The organism is Ancylothrix sp. D3o (assembly GCF_025370775.1).
Classification (GTDB): domain Bacteria; phylum Cyanobacteriota; class Cyanobacteriia; order Cyanobacteriales; family Oscillatoriaceae; genus Ancylothrix.
The window spans coordinates 586,933-605,832 of the sequence record NZ_JAMXEX010000001.1 but is presented as its reverse complement, the minus strand read 5'-3'; the positions used below and the strand labels follow the sequence as shown (position 1 = coordinate 605,832).

The 18,900-nt window shown below is 45.1% G+C and carries 12 protein-coding genes; 6 read left to right on the top strand and 6 right to left on the bottom strand.

What is annotated here, in order from left to right:
* Positions 1 to 89: 89 nt before the first annotated feature.
* Entirely contained in the window at positions 90 to 389 is a 300-nt protein-coding gene (locus NG798_RS02560) for a ferredoxin (protein WP_261220224.1), read from the bottom strand.
* A gap of 295 nt (positions 390 to 684) precedes the next feature.
* Between NG798_RS02560 and NG798_RS02555 the strand changes: the two genes are divergently transcribed.
* A complete protein-coding gene (locus NG798_RS02555; RefSeq protein WP_261220223.1) occupies positions 685 to 1,698 on the top strand; it encodes a Gfo/Idh/MocA family protein in 1,014 nt (337 codons plus the stop codon).
* Positions 1,699 to 2,051: 353 nt separating this feature from the next.
* Complete coding sequence (locus NG798_RS02550) at positions 2,052 to 2,612, top strand: hypothetical protein (RefSeq protein ID WP_261220222.1); 561 nt, start codon at positions 2,052 to 2,054, stop codon at positions 2,610 to 2,612.
* A 117-nt stretch (positions 2,613 to 2,729) separates the two neighbouring features.
* Here the strand turns inward: NG798_RS02550 and NG798_RS02545 are convergent, their stop codons facing one another.
* The 3 genes from NG798_RS02545 to NG798_RS02535 form a co-directional block, all read right to left on the bottom strand.
* Positions 2,730 to 4,007 carry a pentapeptide repeat-containing protein gene (locus NG798_RS02545; protein WP_261220221.1) on the bottom strand — a complete coding sequence of 426 codons (1,278 nt, stop codon included), beginning with the start codon at positions 4,005 to 4,007 and terminating at the stop codon, positions 2,730 to 2,732.
* 48 nt (positions 4,008 to 4,055) lie between these two features.
* Positions 4,056 to 5,381: a serine/threonine-protein kinase gene (locus tag NG798_RS02540; protein ID WP_261220220.1), complete on the bottom strand. Its 1,326-nt coding sequence runs from the start codon at positions 5,379 to 5,381 to the stop codon at positions 4,056 to 4,058.
* 115 nt (positions 5,382 to 5,496) lie between these two features.
* A complete protein-coding gene (locus NG798_RS02535) occupies positions 5,497 to 10,854 on the bottom strand; it encodes a hypothetical protein (protein ID WP_261220219.1) in 5,358 nt (1,785 codons plus the stop codon).
* Positions 10,855 to 11,664: 810 nt separating this feature from the next.
* Here NG798_RS02535 and NG798_RS02530 point away from each other — a divergent pair.
* Positions 11,665 to 13,215, top strand: a complete 1,551-nt coding sequence (locus tag NG798_RS02530; protein ID WP_317619545.1) for an anthranilate synthase component I — start codon at positions 11,665 to 11,667, stop codon at positions 13,213 to 13,215.
* Positions 13,216 to 13,414: 199 nt separating this feature from the next.
* Here NG798_RS02530 and gcvP read toward each other — a convergent pair whose 3' ends face one another.
* Entirely contained in the window at positions 13,415 to 16,330 is a 2,916-nt protein-coding gene (gene gcvP, locus NG798_RS02525; RefSeq protein ID WP_261220218.1) for an aminomethyl-transferring glycine dehydrogenase, read from the bottom strand.
* A gap of 131 nt (positions 16,331 to 16,461) precedes the next feature.
* Positions 16,462 to 16,851, bottom strand: a complete 390-nt coding sequence (gcvH, locus tag NG798_RS02520; protein WP_261220217.1) for a glycine cleavage system protein GcvH — start codon at positions 16,849 to 16,851, stop codon at positions 16,462 to 16,464.
* Between the two features lie 107 nt (positions 16,852 to 16,958).
* On the opposite strand from gcvH, the gene NG798_RS02515 reads away from it, so the two are divergent.
* The 3 genes from NG798_RS02515 (at position 16,959) to NG798_RS02505 (ending at position 18,834) form a co-directional block, all read left to right on the top strand.
* Positions 16,959 to 17,783 carry an alpha/beta hydrolase gene (locus NG798_RS02515; RefSeq protein ID WP_261220216.1) on the top strand — a complete coding sequence of 275 codons (825 nt, stop codon included), beginning with the start codon at positions 16,959 to 16,961 and terminating at the stop codon, positions 17,781 to 17,783.
* Positions 17,780 to 18,319 (top strand): GAF domain-containing protein, encoded by a 540-nt coding sequence (locus NG798_RS02510; RefSeq protein WP_261220215.1) that lies wholly within the window; start codon positions 17,780 to 17,782, stop codon positions 18,317 to 18,319. The genes NG798_RS02515 and NG798_RS02510 overlap by 4 nt, the downstream gene beginning before the upstream one ends.
* 155 nt (positions 18,320 to 18,474) lie before the next feature.
* Complete coding sequence (locus NG798_RS02505) at positions 18,475 to 18,834, top strand: hypothetical protein (protein ID WP_261220214.1); 360 nt, start codon at positions 18,475 to 18,477, stop codon at positions 18,832 to 18,834.
* Positions 18,835 to 18,900 lie beyond the last annotated feature (66 nt).

The window sequence follows — 18,900 nt, the reverse complement described above, 5'->3', positions numbered from 1 at the left end:
TTGACTCTTCCTTTAGGGGCAATCTTATTGTGATTGCCCCTACATTTTCATCTCTCTTATATTCAACGCCACCCGGTTGAAGGAGGGGTTTAGTAGAGAGCCTCTTCTTGGTGGGTCATAATGGTGCAGTCAGAGGTGGGGTAAGCAACGCAAGTCAGGACGTACCCGGCTTCGATTTGATCGTCATCCAAGAAGGATTGATCAGACTGGTCTACTGTACCTTCGGTGATTTTTCCGGCACAGGTAGAGCAGGCACCGGCGCGGCAGGAGTAGGGCAGGTCGATACCTTGTTCTTCGGCAGCGTCCAAAATGTACTCGTCATCGGGGACTTCAATCGTGGTATCTAGGCCTTCTGCTTCGCTGATTAACCGGACTTTGAAACTAGGCATGGAGTGTTCCTCTCAAGTAACCGACGTAAAAGATAAGTTTCCATTATGCAAAGCCGTCCGCGTTATAACGCTGGCGGTTTGCTGATAAGTTCTTCCTGTTTTTGATAGTACGGGAAAAAACCAACGCTGCAACATCGAATGACAAGATATTTTCAATAAAATTTATTATAAAAATTTCTAATTTCATCCTGATTGCTTATAGTTAATGGCCCAACGCCGCCTGAAGGTGCCGGTTAAGGGGGCATCTTGACTGCGGTACTATCAAGTCAATAGGTTGTATTTCAAAGGTTTAAAGGTGACTCAGGCGGTTGCAACTACAAATAAATCTCTGGTTTGCCCGGTTCGGGTGGGCTTGGTGGGAACGGGTTATGCTGCGAAATTGCGGGCGGAAGCAATGGCTGCTGAATCACGGGCGCAGTTAGTGGCTGTGGCCGGTCATACGCCAGAAAAAACTGAGGTTTTTAGTCAAACATATAACGCTTTGGCGGAGGTTTCTTGGCGCCGGTTGGTGGAGCGTGAGGATTTGGATTTGGTGATCATTTCGACGATTAGCCGCGATCACGATTTGATTGCTCGTGCTGCTTTGCTTGCTGGTAAGCACGTTGTCGTTGAGTATCCTTTGTCTTTTTCTGTGGCTGAGGCTGAGTCTTTGATTGCTTTGTCGGAAAGTTTAGGCTTGCTTCTGCACGTCGAACATATTGAATTAATTGGCGGTGTTCACCAAGCTTTGCGTAAGGTAATGCCTTTGGTGGGTGAGGTTTTTTACTCTCGTTATATTACGGTGAGCCCGAAAAAACCGGCTCCCGCTTCATGGAGTTATCAGTCGGATCTGTTTGGGTTTCCGCTGACGGGGGCGCTTTCTCGTTTACACCGGCTTACGGATTTATTTGGCAAGGTGAGCACCGTTAGCTGTGAAACGCGCTATTGGAATGCTCCCCAACCGGGATTTTTTAGGGCTTGTCTGTGTACTGCTCAATTGCGTTTTGTGTCTGGGGTGGTGGCGGAGGTGGTTTATGGTAAAGGTGAAACTTTCTCTTGCCCTGAGCGTAAGTTTGAAGTGTATGGGGATGCTGGGTTACTGGTTTTTGAGGGGGATGAGGGACGTTTGCTGCGCTCTGAAGTTGTCGAGCCGGTGGAAGTTGGGCCGAAACGTGGTTCTTTTGCTAAAGATACCCAAATGGTGATTGATTTTCTTTTAGAGGGGACTCCTTTATATGTGACTCCCCAGGCGAGTCTTTATACGCTGAAGGTGGCTGATGCGGCGAGCCGGTCTGCCCAAACTGGTCTTACGGTTGCTGTGGAGGGTTGACAAAAAGACAGAATCCTAAAACCTCAGCTATCAATTTTCTCGGTGATGGGTTTGGAGTCTTATTGAGGCCCGCTAATCTTTTCTTCCGCCTATTCTTTATTTAATATTAAGAACTTTCCCTTATCGGGTATCTGGTATAATTGAATGATTAAATATACCCAGGGAAAGCGGTCAAACTTTATCATTCTCAGCCGAATACCATTTGATAAATTTGAGGTCTTTTTGAAAATCGTTAATGAGCGATGTAAAGGAGGTTTTAAAGTTGAAAATGGTTTTTTTATTTCCGGTAAGGTGGTTGAAGTTGTTTTGAAAAAACCTGGTCTTGAAAGCGAGTTTTTATAGAGGAGGAACCTATGGCAGCGACACTTGAGCAAATTTCTACTTTTTTAGATAACCGGGGGTGGAAATATGAAGTAGACGAAGAAAATAACCGAATTATTACAGGAGTTTATGCAGAAAATTTAGAGAATTTTCTTATTGTGATTCAGCTAGATGAAGATGGAGAATTTTTTAAATTATTTGCGCCGCAAGTTTTAACCGGCGTTCAAGATCACGAACACAAAGATGCCATTTTGCAGACAATGCTTTGCATTTCTTGGGAAACAAAAATGCTGCAATGGGAATATGACCCCTCGGATGGGGAAATTAGGGCGATTATTGAGTTTCCGCTGGAAGATTCGCTTTTAACAGAACGGCAATTTAATCGCTGTTTAAGTGGGTTGGTTCAAATTGTCGATGATGTGGCTATGCCTCGTCTTAAAGAGGTGATGGAAACGGGGGAAGATCCGGGGGATGAAGATATGGGAGAAAGATTGCTTTTGACTCTTCAAGAAGAAGCCCCCGGACTGTTGGTGATGTTAGAAAAAGCAATGGAAGCTCGCAAGCGGCGCGGGACTTTGCCAGTGGAGGAATGATTGGCAATTTGGTAAGCAGAGGGGAATTATCCGGCTCTTTTTTGTTTTTGTTTACTACTAACGGGGAAGGCTAAAAACCCGGTTTCTTTAAGAAACTGGGTTTTTTAGAATAGTTGTTCACCGGCCTATTTTGTTGGGTATGCCGTTACATCCACCGGGGATAGTTTCTCTAGTTTTTGAACCTCCCCAACAGCAACAATAATAACGTTGTTCTTCATCCATGCGCTGTACATTAGAAAAATCGGCTCCTTCGACTACGGCGCCGGTGTTGTGGCCGGTTTTATAGTCGGGAATTTCTGTGCGACTGCGGGGTGTGGCATTTTCAGCAGAACCATAGAAAAAACGCGCTGCTTTAATATCTGCACCGGCTAAAGAGGCTTCATATAAAATTGTGCGGGAAAGATTGGCTTTTACTAAATCTGATCGGCTTAAATTCGCTCGAATTAAGTTTGCATCGCTTAATTCTGTCCAGCGTAGATCGGTGCCGGAAAGATCGGAACCGGCAAGCATTATTCCTATATCAATAACTCGGACACCGTTATCACGATCTTCTTCATAACTGCCATTGCCGTTAAGAATGGGCCGGCCTAAATGACGGTCACGTTTGAGCGGTGTTAAAAGTCGAGATTGAGATAAAAATCGTAAAACTTTCGCTTTCCCGGCAGCATCGACACTAGCAAGAATTGCGGCGGTGCGTCCTTCACAAAATGAGCGTTCTTGCGGCCAATCTTCTAATAAGCCTTCGTCATCTAAGGCTAAATCAGAAATGCCTTGAAAATAGGCATCAATTGTTTGCTGTTGGGTGAGGATATTTTGTTGGCTGGTGAGGCGGTTTTGTTCTAAGGTGAGGTCGCGGGAAATAACGTATTGTTGCCAAGCAATATAAACGGCTAAAATTGCAATAAAAATTTGCCCTACTGCTCCTGTCCATTCTGCTAAGCTTCCAAAGGCATCCCAGTGAATTTGATTTGCCAAAATTGTCAGCTTTTTGTAGATTCCAAAAAATCTAAATAAGCCTAAAAGAGCAGAGATAATAGCCAAAGCGGCAAAAATTCTGAGGCGATCTACTAGGGGTATATAGGTATCTAAAAAAGAGATAAACCAAGGCAACAGAATTAATAGAGAAACGACAAGTGTAATGAAAGCGCCGGCGATTCCTATTAAGCTGTTATTTAGCAGTAAACCGGCACCCATAGTGGCAAGTGCCGCGATCACAACATAGATGGGGTTGGCTTTCCAAACGCTTTGGGGGGTTTGGGAAGTCAGGGTAATTTGTGTATTTTGCGGGGGTTCGGGGGGGGCTGGCGGTGCCGGTGGTGATGGTGTGATGGGTGTGGCACCGTTGGTATGTTCGGGGGTTGTTTTGGAATCTCTAAGGTTTGGTTCCGGTGTCATAGCTCAGCTTTGATTGCGTTTCTACCATTTTAGTTTAGTGATTTGTGATTAGTCTTCGTCCTTGAGCAAATCAAGAATTTTTGCGGCTAAATGAGGCCATAATTGACCGCGCCGGCCCCATGTGGGTAAATGTCCTTGGGGGGCTGTAATATTAAATATGAGTTGATTGTAAGGCAGGGTAGCGAATTTTTTTCGCCATCCAATTAAGTTACAAAAATCTTCATATTTTCCGTTAATTTTTTGCCAAAGTTTGCCTTGGATGCTAAACCCGAACCGTCCTAGACTGTATTCTCTCCACAAATTATCAAGCGTTAGTAAGTCTCGCTGAGGAAAATTTTGCAAGTCGTCTATATTCAGTTTTCCTTCTTTTTCTCTGCCGCAAATTAATAGCATGAGGTTGCCGGTTTCTCGGTCGGCTTCTTGCCAATTGCCGGCTGCTAATAAGTCGCGTAATTTTGAGTAATCTATGCCGGTGGCTGAACTCCATTCTGCTGTTGGTAGGGCCGGCATTTCTTGAACTGCATAATTAGGGTTAAATTTTATATCTAAGTCTAACAATTTTAACCAATTTGAAATCGAGTTAGGACGATTTTGAGGTTCTAAAGCCATGCCTTTAAGGATGGCATCGTTAACTTGTTGAGATATTAAATGATTGAGTTTTTTTGGAGGAACTAAAGGGTCTTCTTGATATTGAGAAAAGCTGCGATATCGCTTGAGAGCGGGTTTAGGTGCTTTGCCGGTTAGCATTCCATAAAGTGTGGCGGCTAAACCATAAACATCGGTATAGGCACCGCGTAGAGCACGTTTATCATATTGTTCGAGCGGCGAAAATCCTTCGGAAGTATATTCTGTATGAGTTTGGGTTAAATTCGGTGTAAATTTACGAGCAAGGCCAAAATCAATTAATCGAGCTTCTGTGCGATTGTTGGTGATTAAAATATTGAGAGGTTTAACATCGCGGTGGAGAATCCCTTGATGATGAACAAATATTAAAGCTTGTGCAATTTGCCCAATATAAACTAAAGCTTGAAATTCGGATAAAATGCCTTCTTCTTGAATCAAACTTGCTACATCAATGCCGTTGATATATTCCATCACTACACACCAAACCGGCTCTTCAAAAATTAGCTCATGCACCTCTACAATATACGGATGAGAGCATTTTGCCAGTCGCAGGGCTTCATTCAAAAAATCTTGCTGACATTGGATAAAGTCCGGTCTCTTTCTGACTTTTTCGTTGAGGGTTTTGATAGCAACCAATGAGCCGGTAGCAGTTTCTTTGGCGAGATAAGTGATGCCAAAGCCTCCTTGGCCTAATATTTTTTGGATCAGATATTTTCCAGATTGTAGGCTAGTTCCGGTTTCCCAATTCATAGGATTTTAGATTTTAGATTCAACTTAGGCAAAAACCCGGTTTCTTGAAGAAACCGGGTTTTTAAAGCTAGTCCTGTGCCCCTACATTATCTCTCAAAAATTGAGAGAGTTGGCATTACACGGTGGGTGTGGTGTAGGGGTTGATGCCAATTTGAACGCCGATAGTGAGAGAAAATTCGTAGGTTTGCTGGTAGGAGAAATCGGTACCTACTTGCACGCCTAACTGTTTCGCCATCTCTGCACCGTACTGCTGTTCATACTGAGCAAGATCCATGATCTTCGTTGAGGTTGAGTAACCTTTTTCTATCCCTGTTGTCATCATAAAGTTTAGGGTTTGTTCGTAGGTTACTTGATCAATTGATGTGGCACTATATTCTGTCAGCAAGTCTTGTGCATAATCGGTGCGATATTTCTGGAAGTCAACAGCTTGAGAGGGGTTGTTTCCTTTCTCCAAACCTTCGCCGGTGATGTAGTCATTGAGTTCGGCTTCATCAATTTGAGCATCGCCATTTTTATCGATGGTTGCTTGGTTGGTTTCCAGATCATCAGCGTAGGTAGTTCGATACCACTCTTGATCAATCACCTCAGAAGTTTCTAAACCTTCCTCAGCAGCTTGCGCCATGTATTCCTGGGTAGCTTCGGGTTTGTCGGTGTAAGCGTTTTCGGCATTGAAGTTAGCCGCAACTTCTTCTTGATTACGGAAGTAATCGGTTTTGTAGGTGGTTTCGAGAACCGCTTCATTTTCTGCAAGTTGCAACCCTTCTTCACTGAAGGCAAACTCTTGGATCTTGGCAATTTCTTCTTTGTCAAGTTTCTTGAGTTGTCCGTAAGGAATCTTCAAAGCTTCAGCGATTTCTTTGAGGAAAGTCTTAGAATAAGTCTCGACATCAAAGGTTGATACATCGGCAGCTTTTAAGTCTTGGTCGTAGGCAACTTTGATAATTTGCCAGTCAGCTTCGCCGGTGATTGATTTTGTTTCTTCAAGGTATTCTTTGTCGATATATTTGGACAAGCCACCTAATGTAAAGTCGAGAACAAGTTCGTCGGTAAATTGGGTGGTGTCTTTGACAATATCGATAGAAACATCGAAGTGTTTGGCGAGGTCTACTGCGAATTCTGCTCGCAGATAATCAACGTTTACAAATTCTGTGACATCGAGTCCTTCTGTTACCCAGGCGTGACCCATGTAGTCGATAACTTGCTGGACAGATAGCGTTTTGGCGAAGGCGATTTTTTCCTCATCGGTCATTGGTGTGCCGGTGCCATCGTCTAGGCCATCGTCTACGCCGTCATCGGTGCCATCGTCTAGGCCATCGTCTACGCCGTCATCGGTGCCATCGTCTAGGCCATCGTCTGCGCCGTCATCGGTGCCATCGTCTACGCCATCGTCTGCGCCGTCATCGGTGCCTTCAGCTTCTAAAGCTATATAGTAATCAGCAAGTTTGATGGCGTTCGCCTCAATAAAGGCATCGATATCAATTGCTGAGGTATCTAATTCAAGAGTCTTGGTTTCAAGTAATGTCTTGAATTCGGCTTTGAAACTCAAGTCAATGATTTGCTTCTCGGTGAGTTTGGTGATGTCAAATGTTGCAGCATCTACAGCTAAGAAACCGGCAACTTCAGCGGCAGTTAATTGTCCGCCTTCGATCCAACCTTCGATTTGGCTGCTGATGTAATCAGTATCAACTTTTGCGGAGTTTGTGCCGCACCAGTCGATAATTTGTTGGTCTGTTACCGCAGTGGTATCGGTAGCAACTTGCTCAGCGGTTAAGTTCAGAGAAGCGGCAATGGCGGCGGCAAATGTTGCCCGCATATATTGGACATCAATCACCGAAGCATCAACCGTCAAACCAAGTTCTTTGGCTTCCGTGAGGATGAAATCTTGCACTGCTTTGACATCGATTGTCGAGACATCTTCGACACCAAAGAATTCTTTGAGTGCGTCAGCATTTGCTTGGACGGCGATAAAGGCTTCTACCTTAATTGCAGAGAGTTTATCAACACTGAAATCTGCTTGATTGACAAGTTCGGTGTAGACGTAGTTAAGCAGTTCAGCATCGGTTAAGGTGGCGACTGCAACACCGGCAGTATTGAGTAAGCTCGATGTCTTGGCAAATTCTTTGAAGAAATCGAGGTCTAAGTATTCCGAGAAACCGCCATGTTTGAAGTCAAAAACAAGGCTGGCGCTGAGGGTATCGACGCCGGTGGGATTGGTGGTGAGATCAATTCCAAAGGCCGCAGCCAGTTCGTTTTTATAGAGGGTTTTGAGCTCGGTAATGACTTCGGCATCTAGGAAGTCTTCAACTTTTTTGACCAGTCCTTTCTTCAGACCGTTGCCTTTAATAAAGGCTGTTATTTGTCCGTCGGTAACTTCTTCGAGGGCTGTGGCACCATAGGCTGCTAATAGCTCGGTTTTGAGAGTGGCGTAGTTGGCATCAGAGGAAAGTTTGACTTTGATATCGTCAAGTTTGAAGCCAGATAGCTTGATTGTTCCGAATCCTTCGCCCAGAGCATAAAGTTTGAGTTCTTTATCGTCTAGGTCTTTGATTTTCTTGCCTTCTGCGGTGGTTTGTTCGCCGTATTTCTTGGTGATCCAGTTTTGGTCAATGTCAACGCTGCTTTCATCTAAGAAAAAGCGGGCGATTTTGTTGGCATCGAAGCTGGCCAGAGTGGTGTCGTCGAGTTTGAAGAAGTTTTTGAGTTGGACTGCGTATTGTGCTTTGAAGAAGCCGACATCAACGTATTGGCTCAGGTCGAGTTTGAGTTCAAAGGCTTTGTCGCTGAGAAATTCTTTGATTTGTTTTTCGCTGAGTCCTTCTAGTTCGGTATCAGCGACGGTTTCGCTACCAAAGAAGTGAGCTTTGAGTTTGAGCTTGATGGTTTCGTCTTTGATAAGTCCTTTGAAATTGACCTCGCAAGTGCCAAATTCTTTGTCGGATGCTGACACCAACATGAATTTTTCTATGGCGGCGATGTCGAGGGTGCCGGCGGTGATGGCGGCTTTGATTTTGACGACGAGGTTGGCGCTGTTAGAAAGGGTTAATTCGCTTTCTTGCAGGGCTAGTTCTGTTTGATAGAATTGGGCAAGTTGAACGGCGTATTTATAGAAGCCGTACTCAATATTGACGATGCGGCCTTCTGAGTCATCGGCGGCATCTAGCACTTGTTTGTCGCTGACTTTGGCGCTATCTTTGAGGCTGTCTACTGTGACACCAAATTTTCCGCTCAGGTGATCCGCAAGTTCTTTGCTGTGCTTGGCTTTGAAGCCGGAGGGTTTGAAGAATGCGGAGAGGCTATAGCCTTCTTTTGCGCCTTCTTGGTTGACGAATTCAAATAAGGCTTTGTAGTCTACGGTGCCGTTGACGGTGAATTTTGTTTCGAGTTCGGGGTTTTGTTTGAGCAGGAAGTCAAAGCTAATTAACCGACTCGGACTTTCACCTATTTGTAGTAAGGCTTCGGAGGCTTGTTCGGAAGTGAAACTTTCAATTTCTGCTTCGGTGAAACCGGCCTCGATAAGTTTGGCACGAATGCCGTTGTCTGTGAGTTTGCTTTCAATGTGGCTGACATCAACAAACGGTGCAGGATTGAGTTCTTCTTCTTCTGCGTAAGCTTGAATTTGATCGAGTTGTTCTTGAGTCAGGTTTTCCGGGTTTTCGAGGTCAAGGGTGGGGAATTGGGCTTTGAGTATTTCTAGGTTGGCGGAAATAACGAAACCGATGTTTATGTAGGGAGTGGCTTGCGATACCGGCGGTATGGGTTCGCCGTCGCCACCACCAGGCAGGGTGTCTGTGCCGCCACCACCAGGCAGGGTGTCTGTGCCGCCGCCACCGGGCAGGGTGTCTGTGCCGCCACCACCAGGCAGGGTGTCTGTGCCGATATCGTCGGTGCCGCCGTCGTCGGTGCCGGTGTCGTCGGTGCCGCTGTCGCTGGTCATGCTACCGCTGTCGCTGGTCATGCTACCGCTGTCGCTGGTCATGCTACCGCTGTCGCTGGTCATGCTACCGCTGTCGCCGGTCATGCTACCACTGTCGCCGGTCATGGTGTCTGTGCCGGTGCCGCCGGTCATGGTGTCTGTGCCGGTGCCGCCGGTGAAGAAGTCGATGCTGACAATCGTGGAGGGAGAAATACCTTGTTGCAAACCGGCGCCGGTCATAAATTCAAAAACTTTTGCCAAGTCGAGGCTTTCGATAGACTCAACGTTGAAGACGCTTAAGAGGGTTTGGGCGTTAGTTTGGATGTAGGCTTTGAAGTCGATTAATGGAGAAAAACTACGCGCTTCTTTGAGGCCATATTCCATGAAGTGATGGAGAGCTTCAAAGGCGGTCATTCCCGATAGGTCTGCGTGGACTTTGCGGTAATGTGTGAGGTTAATAAAGGCTGAGAATTGGCGCTCTTCTTCTAAGCCGTATTTCACCAAGTGTATGAGGGCTTCTTGGGCGCTCATGCTGCCCAAGTCCGAGTGATTTTCTCGGTAAAAGTTGATGTCGCAAATTTGCGAGAAGCGCCGGTTTTCTGCGAAGCCGTGATTGAGCAGGTGTTGGAGTGCCTGTTCATTGGTCATGCCGGCGAGGTCTTTATTTTCTTTGACGTAAAATTGAAGGTCAATAAAGGGTGACAATGGCCGGCCTTCTTTGACACCATTTTTCATTAGGTGTTCAAGGGCTTTGTCGGATGTCATCCCAGACAAATCTTTGTTGAGGAGGCGATAAATGTCTAGGTTAACAACGAGGGAAAAAGTGCGCTCTTCAAATTGACCATGATTAACAAAGTGTTCAACGAGTTGTTCGTCTGTTAAACCGGCTTCTTGCAGGTCAATGTTTGACAGTTTATAAAGGGTGACATCAAGTAAGCCGATGACGGTGGTAAACCGGCCTTCTCCTTGCAAATATTCAATAATTTGGCTGTCGCTGAGTTCCTCTACGCTACCGACTCCGTAAAATTCAACCAGCAATTCGCTGTAGTTTTCTCGGCAGTATTTTACTTTTGGTTGTTCGCAGGTGATGGCGTAGTCGTTGTTGGCTTTGTTGGGTTTGCCGGTGTCGATTTTGATTTTGCCGCTGCCGCCTTTCATACCGCTGCCGCTGCCGCCTTTCATACCGCTGCCGCTGCCACCTTTCATGCCGCTGCCTGCTTGCATTTCTGCGGCTGTGCTGGTGATTGTCATCTCTCCCGTTGGGGTGCTTCCGTCGGGGTTGATGTTGTCTATAGCTTGAGTTTGAAAGATTAGATCGTTAGTAGGTACTTCTGGTTGGACGATTATATCGCTAGTATTTGCTTCTGTTTCGACGATTGGCTCGGTAGTAGTTGTTTCTGTTTCGACGATTGGCTCGGTAGTAATTACTTCTGTTTTGACGATTGGCTCGCTAGTAATTACTTCTGTTTTGACGATTGGCTCGGTAGTAATTACTTCTGTTTCAGTTGCCAAGGGAGCGCCAGTTAGGGGGTCGATAGTAGTTGTTACGTTAGTGGCCATAAAATCCTCTGCAAAAAATTAAACAAACTGATTTTTTTCGGAAACAAAATTGATGGTTTTTTTGCTTACCCATTGTCTAAGCAACACCTTTCTAGCTAATTTAGATTAGCTTCACCTTATTTGAGGTGTTAAAGGGGGCGCAAAAGCTTGGAAGAAAAAAGGAAATACATTTAGTTAATTACACCCTAAATCGAAAAATATTTCAAAAACAACCTTCTTTAGTTGTAATTGATTTTGATTGAAAAAACATCAGTAAGTTTACGGAATTTTTTTCAATCTTAGCGAATAAAACAGGTAACTATCCGCCGCCAAAATTCTGAAAAATGTCAAAAAAAAACAGTACCTTGACGCGGTATAGCGTCGGTTAAGATCGGAAGTTTTAGACTATAAATGTGTCTGGAATCTTCCGTCTAATGGGCACTGACTATTGAGCATTGATTTTGGCTGAATTTCAGAAAATCTTATCTAAATTTCCTGAAACCCAAATTTTAAGACGGGGGTGTTTATTGTTTGTTCCCAGAAGCCACATTGGTTACCTTAGTTGGGCTTTGGTCTGTTTGGGGGTTCTAAGCACACTATAAAATAGTGTCGAATTTGACGCCAAGCCGGCGCTCCCTAGTCTGGGCTTTTTCGTATTATCAGAACACAAGCTTTTAAGACAATCTATCTAAGGGTATAAAAAAGTAGCTGAGCCGGTGTGAGCAATGAGATGAGCTACAGACCGGCACCGGATAGCGTAAAATACCCTATGCTCCTGTACCATTAGCTGTACAGGGGCTTTTTTGGGTTGAGTCGGCAATAAAACCAACAATGGCTAACATTGCGGGTCGATTTGGTCAAAAAAGAACAAGCTTTTTTCATGGTTTAGGAATTAAGGCAATGCTGAGCAGTGATTTATTAAATGAAAAGCTATCAATTCGGCAGACTGTTTCGGCTTTGCACTGGCGAAAACTGCCTTTAAATTCCCGCAGTGGTTCACAAATTTTTCAAGCTTTATTTTTAAATGCTACAAACCATAATATAGCCACACTTTTAGAAAGTCCAAATACGCCTGATCAAAGCACGTTATCAAGATATTCGATTTGTGCCGGTTCGCCTCGCTGTGTTGACGGGAGGTGGCAAGTATGGACACCGGCCATCGGTGAAATTTTGCCTTTTTTACGCCGGCTTTTCTCTTCTCAAAACCCCCCGGAAACGCCATCAATTTTGCCTCCAGACTTGCCTTTTACCGGTGGGTGGTTGGGATGGTTGGGTTATGATTTGGCTTGGGAAATTGAAAAATTACCCCAAATTAACGCCGATCCTTTGCCTTTTCCTGTGGCGTATTGGTACGAGCCCGAATGTTTTGCAGTGCTGGATCATCAAGAGCAAGTGTTGTGGTTAGCGGCGAACGAGGTTGCTGAGCTTGATGTTATGGAAAAACGGCTGGAAGAAGTGCAAGAAAAAGCTGTCTTCTTAACATCAAAGCCTGACGAAACAGCGGATCAGCCAATTTTTCAAATGTCGCAGGCGGACTATGAAGCGGCGGTGCGACAAGCTAAAAAATATATTCAAGCGGGAGATATTTTTCAAACAAATTTGTCTTTGCGGTTTGAGACGCAAACGAGTTTTGATAGCTGGGCAATTTATCAAGCTTTGCAACATATTAATCCGTCTCCGTTTGCAAGTTATTGGCAAACTCCCTGGGGGGCAATTATTAGCTGTTCTCCTGAAAGATTAATTGAATTAAGGGGAAATAAAGTACAAACTCGACCGATTGCCGGCACGCGAGCGCGGGGGACAACACCCCCACAGGATGAGGCTTTAGCGCAAGAGTTGCTGAGTAATATTAAAGAACGTGCTGAGCATATTATGTTAGTTGATTTAGAGCGTAATGATATTGGCAGAGTTTGCGAGTGGGGGTCTGTGAAAGTTGATGAGTTTTTGACAATTGAACGTTACAGTCATGTGATGCACTTGGTTAGTAATGTGGTGGGGACTTTGGGAGAAAATTATGATGCAATTGATTTAATTAAGGGTGTGTTTCCGGGGGGTACGATTACCGGCTGTCCGAAGGTGCGCTGTATGGAAATTATCGAAGAATTGGAGCCGGTGAAGCGTAATTTGTTTTATGGTTCCTGTGGGTATTTAGACTGGCGGGGAAACCTGGATTTAAATATTTTTATTCGGACGCTTTTATATAGCAAAAATGCCAATTCTGAAAAGGCTATGGTTTGGGGGCAAGTTGGGGCCGGTATTGTGGCGGATAGTGAGCCTGAAAAAGAGTGGCGTGAGTCGTTACAAAAAGCGCAAGCTCAACTTAATGCTTTGCAGTTGGCGAAAGTTTTTCAGGGAAAGGAGGCCGGTTTTATTGGGGATTAATCTAGCGATATTTAGGTGTTTATACCACCGATTGTTGGGGGGTTTTTTGAACCGCAGATGTTAGGCGTAGCCGCGCGTAGCGCTACGCAGATAAATGCAGATGTAGAGACGTTCCGCGCCTTACGTCTTTGAGGCGGTACTTTGCTTTTTTGAAGAGGAGGCCGGCAAGATGCCGGCCCCACAATGTCTAGGGGTTTAGTTAACTCGAATAAGCCTCCATTGGCAAACAAGAGCAAACAAAATTTCTGTCACCAAAAGCATTATCAATTCGTCCTACAGCCGGCCAGAATTTATATTCTCGCGTCCAAGGTGCGGGATAGGCTGCTTGTTCACGAGAATAAGGCCGGTTCCACTCAGAAAACATCAAGCTTTCTGCCGTATGGGGTGCATTTTTCAGCGTGTTATTTTCGGCATTAATTGTGCCGCTTTCTATCTCGCTAATTTCTTCACGAATTGCAATCATGGCATCACAAAAACGATCCAATTCTTCGAGGGATTCGCTTTCGGTTGGTTCCACCATTACGGTACCGGCAACCGGCCAAGAAACCGTTGGTGCATGAAATCCATAATCCATCAATCGTTTCGCAATATCTTCGACTTCAATTCCGGCAGATTTTTTGACTCCCCGCAAATCTAAAATACACTCGTGAGCAACAAAACCGCCATTTCCCTTGTACAAAACAGGGTAATAATCTGCCAGCCGGCGAGCCATATAATTTGCATTCAAAATTGCAATTTTAGTGGCATGAGTTAACGCCTCTCCCCCCATCATGGCGATATACATCCAAGATATCGGCAAAATACTTGCACTTCCCCAAGGTGCCGCAGAAACAGCCCCAATATTTGCTTTTTCGCCTAATTTCACCACTGAATGTCCGGGTAGAAAAGGCAGCAAATGTTCGGCAACGCCAATGGGCCCCATTCCGGGCCCGCCACCACCATGCGGAATGCAGAAAGTTTTGTGTAAATTGAGGTGGCAAACATCCGCCCCAAAATCACCAGGCCGGCATAAACCAACCTGTGCATTCATATTTGCCCCATCCATATAAACTTGTCCGCCGTTTTGGTGAATAATCTCGCAAATTTGCTTGATTTCTGCTTCAAAAACGCCATGAGTTGATGGATAAGTTACCATCAAAGCGGCTAATTCTTGACTGTGTTTTTCGGCTTTTGCTTTGAGGTCTTTGAGGTCAATATTTCCCTGGAGATCGCATTCCACCGGCACTACTTTCATGCCACACATAACTGCACTGGCGGGGTTTGTTCCGTGTGCAGACTGCGGAATTAAACAAATATTGCGATGCGCTTCACCGCGATTTTGATGATATTGCCGAATCACCAATAATCCAGCATATTCGCCTTGAGAACCGGCATTTGGTTGTAAAGAAATTCCTGCAAAGCCGGTGATTTCTGCCAGCCATTCTTCTAGCTGGTGAAACATAATTTGATAACCCAAGGTTTGCGAAGTTGGAGCAAAAGGATGAATTTTTGCAAACTCCGGCCAACTCACCGGCATCATTTCTGCTGTGGCGTTGAGTTTCATTGTACAAGAACCCAACGGAATCATCGAAGTTGTTAACGATAAATCTTTGCTTTCTAATTGATGCAAATATCGCAACAATTGCGACTCAGAATGATAGCGGTTGAAAACCGGATGGGTGAGATAATTGCTTGTCCGCGCTAGGGAATTGCTGATGGGGGATTGGGTTTTTAAGTCTTCGAGATTGAAGGGTAGAGTATCGCTGGCGGCGAAGATATGCCACAAATCTTTGATATCTTCAATGGTGGTAGTTTCATCTAGGGAAATGCCGACGGTTTTATCATCAATAGCTCGTAAATTGATGTTGTTTTTTTCGGCGGTTTTGATGATATCTTGCAGCGATTTTTCTGACAATTCCACCCGCAGGGTATCAAAAAATAATTCTGAATTCAATTTGTAGCCGAGTTTTTTCAAGCCTTCGCCTAAAATTACCGTTAAGTGGTGGACTTGCTCTGCTATTTGTTTGATGCCGGTGGGCCCGTGATAAACGGCATACATACTGGCCATTACTGCTAGTAAAACTTGGGCTGTGCAAATATTACTGGTGGCTTTTTCGCGGCGGATATGTTGTTCGCGGGTTTGGAGGGCTAAACGGAGGGCCGGTTTGCCATTGCTATCTTTTGAAACGCCAACAATACGCCCCGGAACTTGTCTTTTATAGGCTTCTTTTGTGGCAAAATAAGCGGCGTGGGGCCCCCCATATCCAAGGGGTACACCAAAGCGTTGTGTGCTTCCTACGGCAATATCTGCGCCAAATTCGCCGGGGGGTGTGAGTAAACAAAGGCTTAAAATATCGGCGGCGACGGTGACGAGGGCGTTATTTTGATGGGCTTTTTCGATGAAGTTTCGATAGTCATAAATTACTCCATCGCTGGCGGGATATTGCAGCAATGCTCCAAAAATTGGGGTGCTGAAATCAAAAGTTTGATGGTCGCCAATGATCAGTTCTATTCCTAGGGGGATGGCGCGAGTTTGGACGACTTCGAGGGTTTGAGGATGGCAATCTTTGGAGATAAAAAAGGCTTTTGCTTTGCTTTTTGAGACTCCATAACTCATGCTCATTGCTTCGGCGGCGGCGGTACCTTCATCAAGTAGGGAGGCGTTGGCTATTTCGAGGCCGGTTAGCTCAATTATCATGGTTTGAAAGTTGAGCAATGCTTCGAGCCGGCCTTGGGCTATTTCGGCTTGATAGGGGGTGTATGCTGTGTACCAGCCAGGGTTTTCTAGGATGTTTCTTTGGATAACCGGCGGCGTGATGCAGTCATAATATCCCATGCCAATAAATGAGCGGAATATTTGATTTTTACTGGCAATTTGTTTGAGTGCTTTTAAGGCTTGTTGTTCGCTGCGGGCTTGGGGAAGTTGTAAGGGTTGTTGCAGTTTAATTGTTGAGGGTACTGTTTTTTCAATGAGGTCGTCTAGGCTTTGCAGTCCCAAGACTTCCAGCATTTTTTGAATTTCGGCGCTGTTTGGGCCAATGTGCCGGCGGGCAAAGCCATAGTTTTTTATGGCGTTGGGGCTGGTTTGTTGGCTTTGCTGAGTAAGGGCTTGTTGGGGATTCATTAGGTTAGGCATAGAAGTGGTTAGTTAGTCCGCAGGCTTATTATTTTGTAACAATTATCGGCAGTTTGGGACAAATACGGAGAAAATTTCATTTAATTTGCATTAAGCTGGGGCGTTTAGGTGGGCTCGCGCCCACCGTATTTTTATTCGCCTTCTACTAGGGCGCGATATTCATCAGCAGTCATGGCTTCGTTGATTTCAGCAGGATCGTTTACGCGGACTTTAATCAACCAGCCTTCTCCGTAAGGATCTTCGCCGAGTTTTTCGGGGTTGTCGATGGTTTCGGTGTTTCGTTCAATAACGGTGCCGGTGATTGGTGATTTTAAATCTTCAACGGCTTTGACTGACTCGATGGTGCCAAAACTTTCGCCTTTGCTGATTGCTTCGCCGATGTCTGGGACTTCCAAGAATACTATATCGCCTAGTTGATCAACTGCAAAGGCGCTGATGCCAAGGGTGGCAATTTCTCCATCTAAGCGGGCATATTCGTGGGTGTCGAGGTATTTCAAATCATTTGGGTATTCTAGGCTCATCTGCGTTCCTCACACAAAATAAATTGAACGTGGTGGGATTGTCTGGTGATGACTTCCCCCCTCAAAATTATTCCTGAAAATCACAATTATAGATATCCGAGAGTCAAATGGATAAAAAATTCGTGAAACGTTGGGTGGTTGGCGATTTTTCTTTTAAACGTTTGCTGCGTTCTGTGGTTTTTGTTTACGCTTGTGTGTGCGTGTATGGATATTTTTTCACAGAAAAGCAAATTTTTCAGCCCCAAATTTCGACGTATCAAGAGAGTAGAGATATGTTGAAGTTGACTTCGGCAAATGGTAAGCGTATTTCGGCTGTATATTTGCCCAATGCTAAGGCAAGTTTTACTGTTCTCTACAGTCATGGCAATGCGGAAGATTTGGGGGATATTCGCCCTTATTTGCAACAGTTGCACAGGTTGGGGTTTAGTGTGTTTGCTTATGATTATCAAGGGTATGGAACCAGTGAGGGTACGCCAAGCGAGCAAAACGCTTATGCGGATATTAATGCTGCTTATAATTATCTAACACAATCGTTAAAAATTTCACCGGCCCGGATTATTGTTTATGGCCGGTCGGTGGGTTCGGGGCCATCTGTTGATTTAGCCAGTCGAGAAAGGGTGGCCGGTTTAATTTTAGAAAGCGCTTTTGTGAGTGCGTTTCGGGTGGTTACAAAAATTCCGATTCTGCCCTTTGATAAGTTTGCCAATATTGATAAAATCGGGCGAGTGCGCTGTCCGGTTTTGGTGATGCACGGCACGGCGGATGATCTGATTCCATTGTGGCACGGTGAGGCTCTTTTTAAAGCAGCTAATCCTCCGAAACATTATTTCTGGGTTGAGGGGGGAGGTCATAATGATTTGGTGGAAGTTGCGGGGGAACGCTACGATAAAGTTATCCAAGATTTTGGTAATTTATTACAAGCTAAACAATGATGACGAACCCAACAATTTTAGAAAAGTTTGAACAAATTTTTGAGCAAGAAAGCCAGCCGGCAGATGTGTTTGAAAAGTTATTGCCGCTGTTGGTAGAACAGTTGCAGTGTGACCGCTGTTTTGTCTATTTGCGCGACCCAAAGACGCGCTTAGGAAAATCGCCGTTTTGTTTTTGTCGCAGTGAAGAAATTCAGGCTGTACTCGGCACGGAATGGCAAGAGGAACCGCTTTCTTTAGGGGATGAAGACCCGATGTTTGCGGCGGCGTTGCGAACTGATCCGACAATTTTTGTCGAGGATGTCGAAACGGCTGATCCGCAGGTGGTAAACAAAGAGTTTGAGCGAGAAAATTTTGGGCATCGGGCGTTAATTCACGCGCATTTGTGCTATGAAAATCAGTTATGGGGGGTGTTACAACCTTGTGTTTTTGGTTCGCCGCGCCGGTGGTCGGAACAAGACCGCTACATCATTGATTTTCTGACGGCAAAAGTTACGCCGTTGGCGGTTAAGTATGTTAAATCTGAATTAGGAATTTAGGCGGATTTGGAGGGTAGGCTTTGCCCTCCAACACCGTAAAACTCCGGCTTTTTATCATGCGGATTTTACCCATAAATAAGGTGGGCAAAGCTCACTTAAGGAGAGGTTTTTTTGTTAAAATAAAGATAAGTTAAATTAAGTCAAAACGCCTAAATATGAAGATACAATCTGGTGTTTTAGTACATTTAGGGTTTGGGAAATATGTGCGTTCTGATCGGGTTAATGCAGTGATTCCGATTGAGGAAGAACGGGGCCCCGGCAGACGTACTTTTGTACATTTAGAAGGGCAAACTGATCCGGTGGTTGCGGCGCGAGCAGAAGATACAATTATCCGCGATTTGGTGCAGGAACCGCGAGAAGTAACTCAAAGCCGGCAACAACAAGAAATCTTGCAAGATTTGCTGGCAGATTTGGGGAATGTGAATGCAACAGTGCGCCGGTTTAGCCGCGATGAAGGTGGGCTGGATCTTGACCGTTTAGAACGTCGAATTCGCCAAATTTTAGAAGGTGCATAACCAGTAGAGGCGGTGCCACTCTTGGGCGCAGGAGTCCCGCCTGTATGCAAACTCAATCCCCCTCTC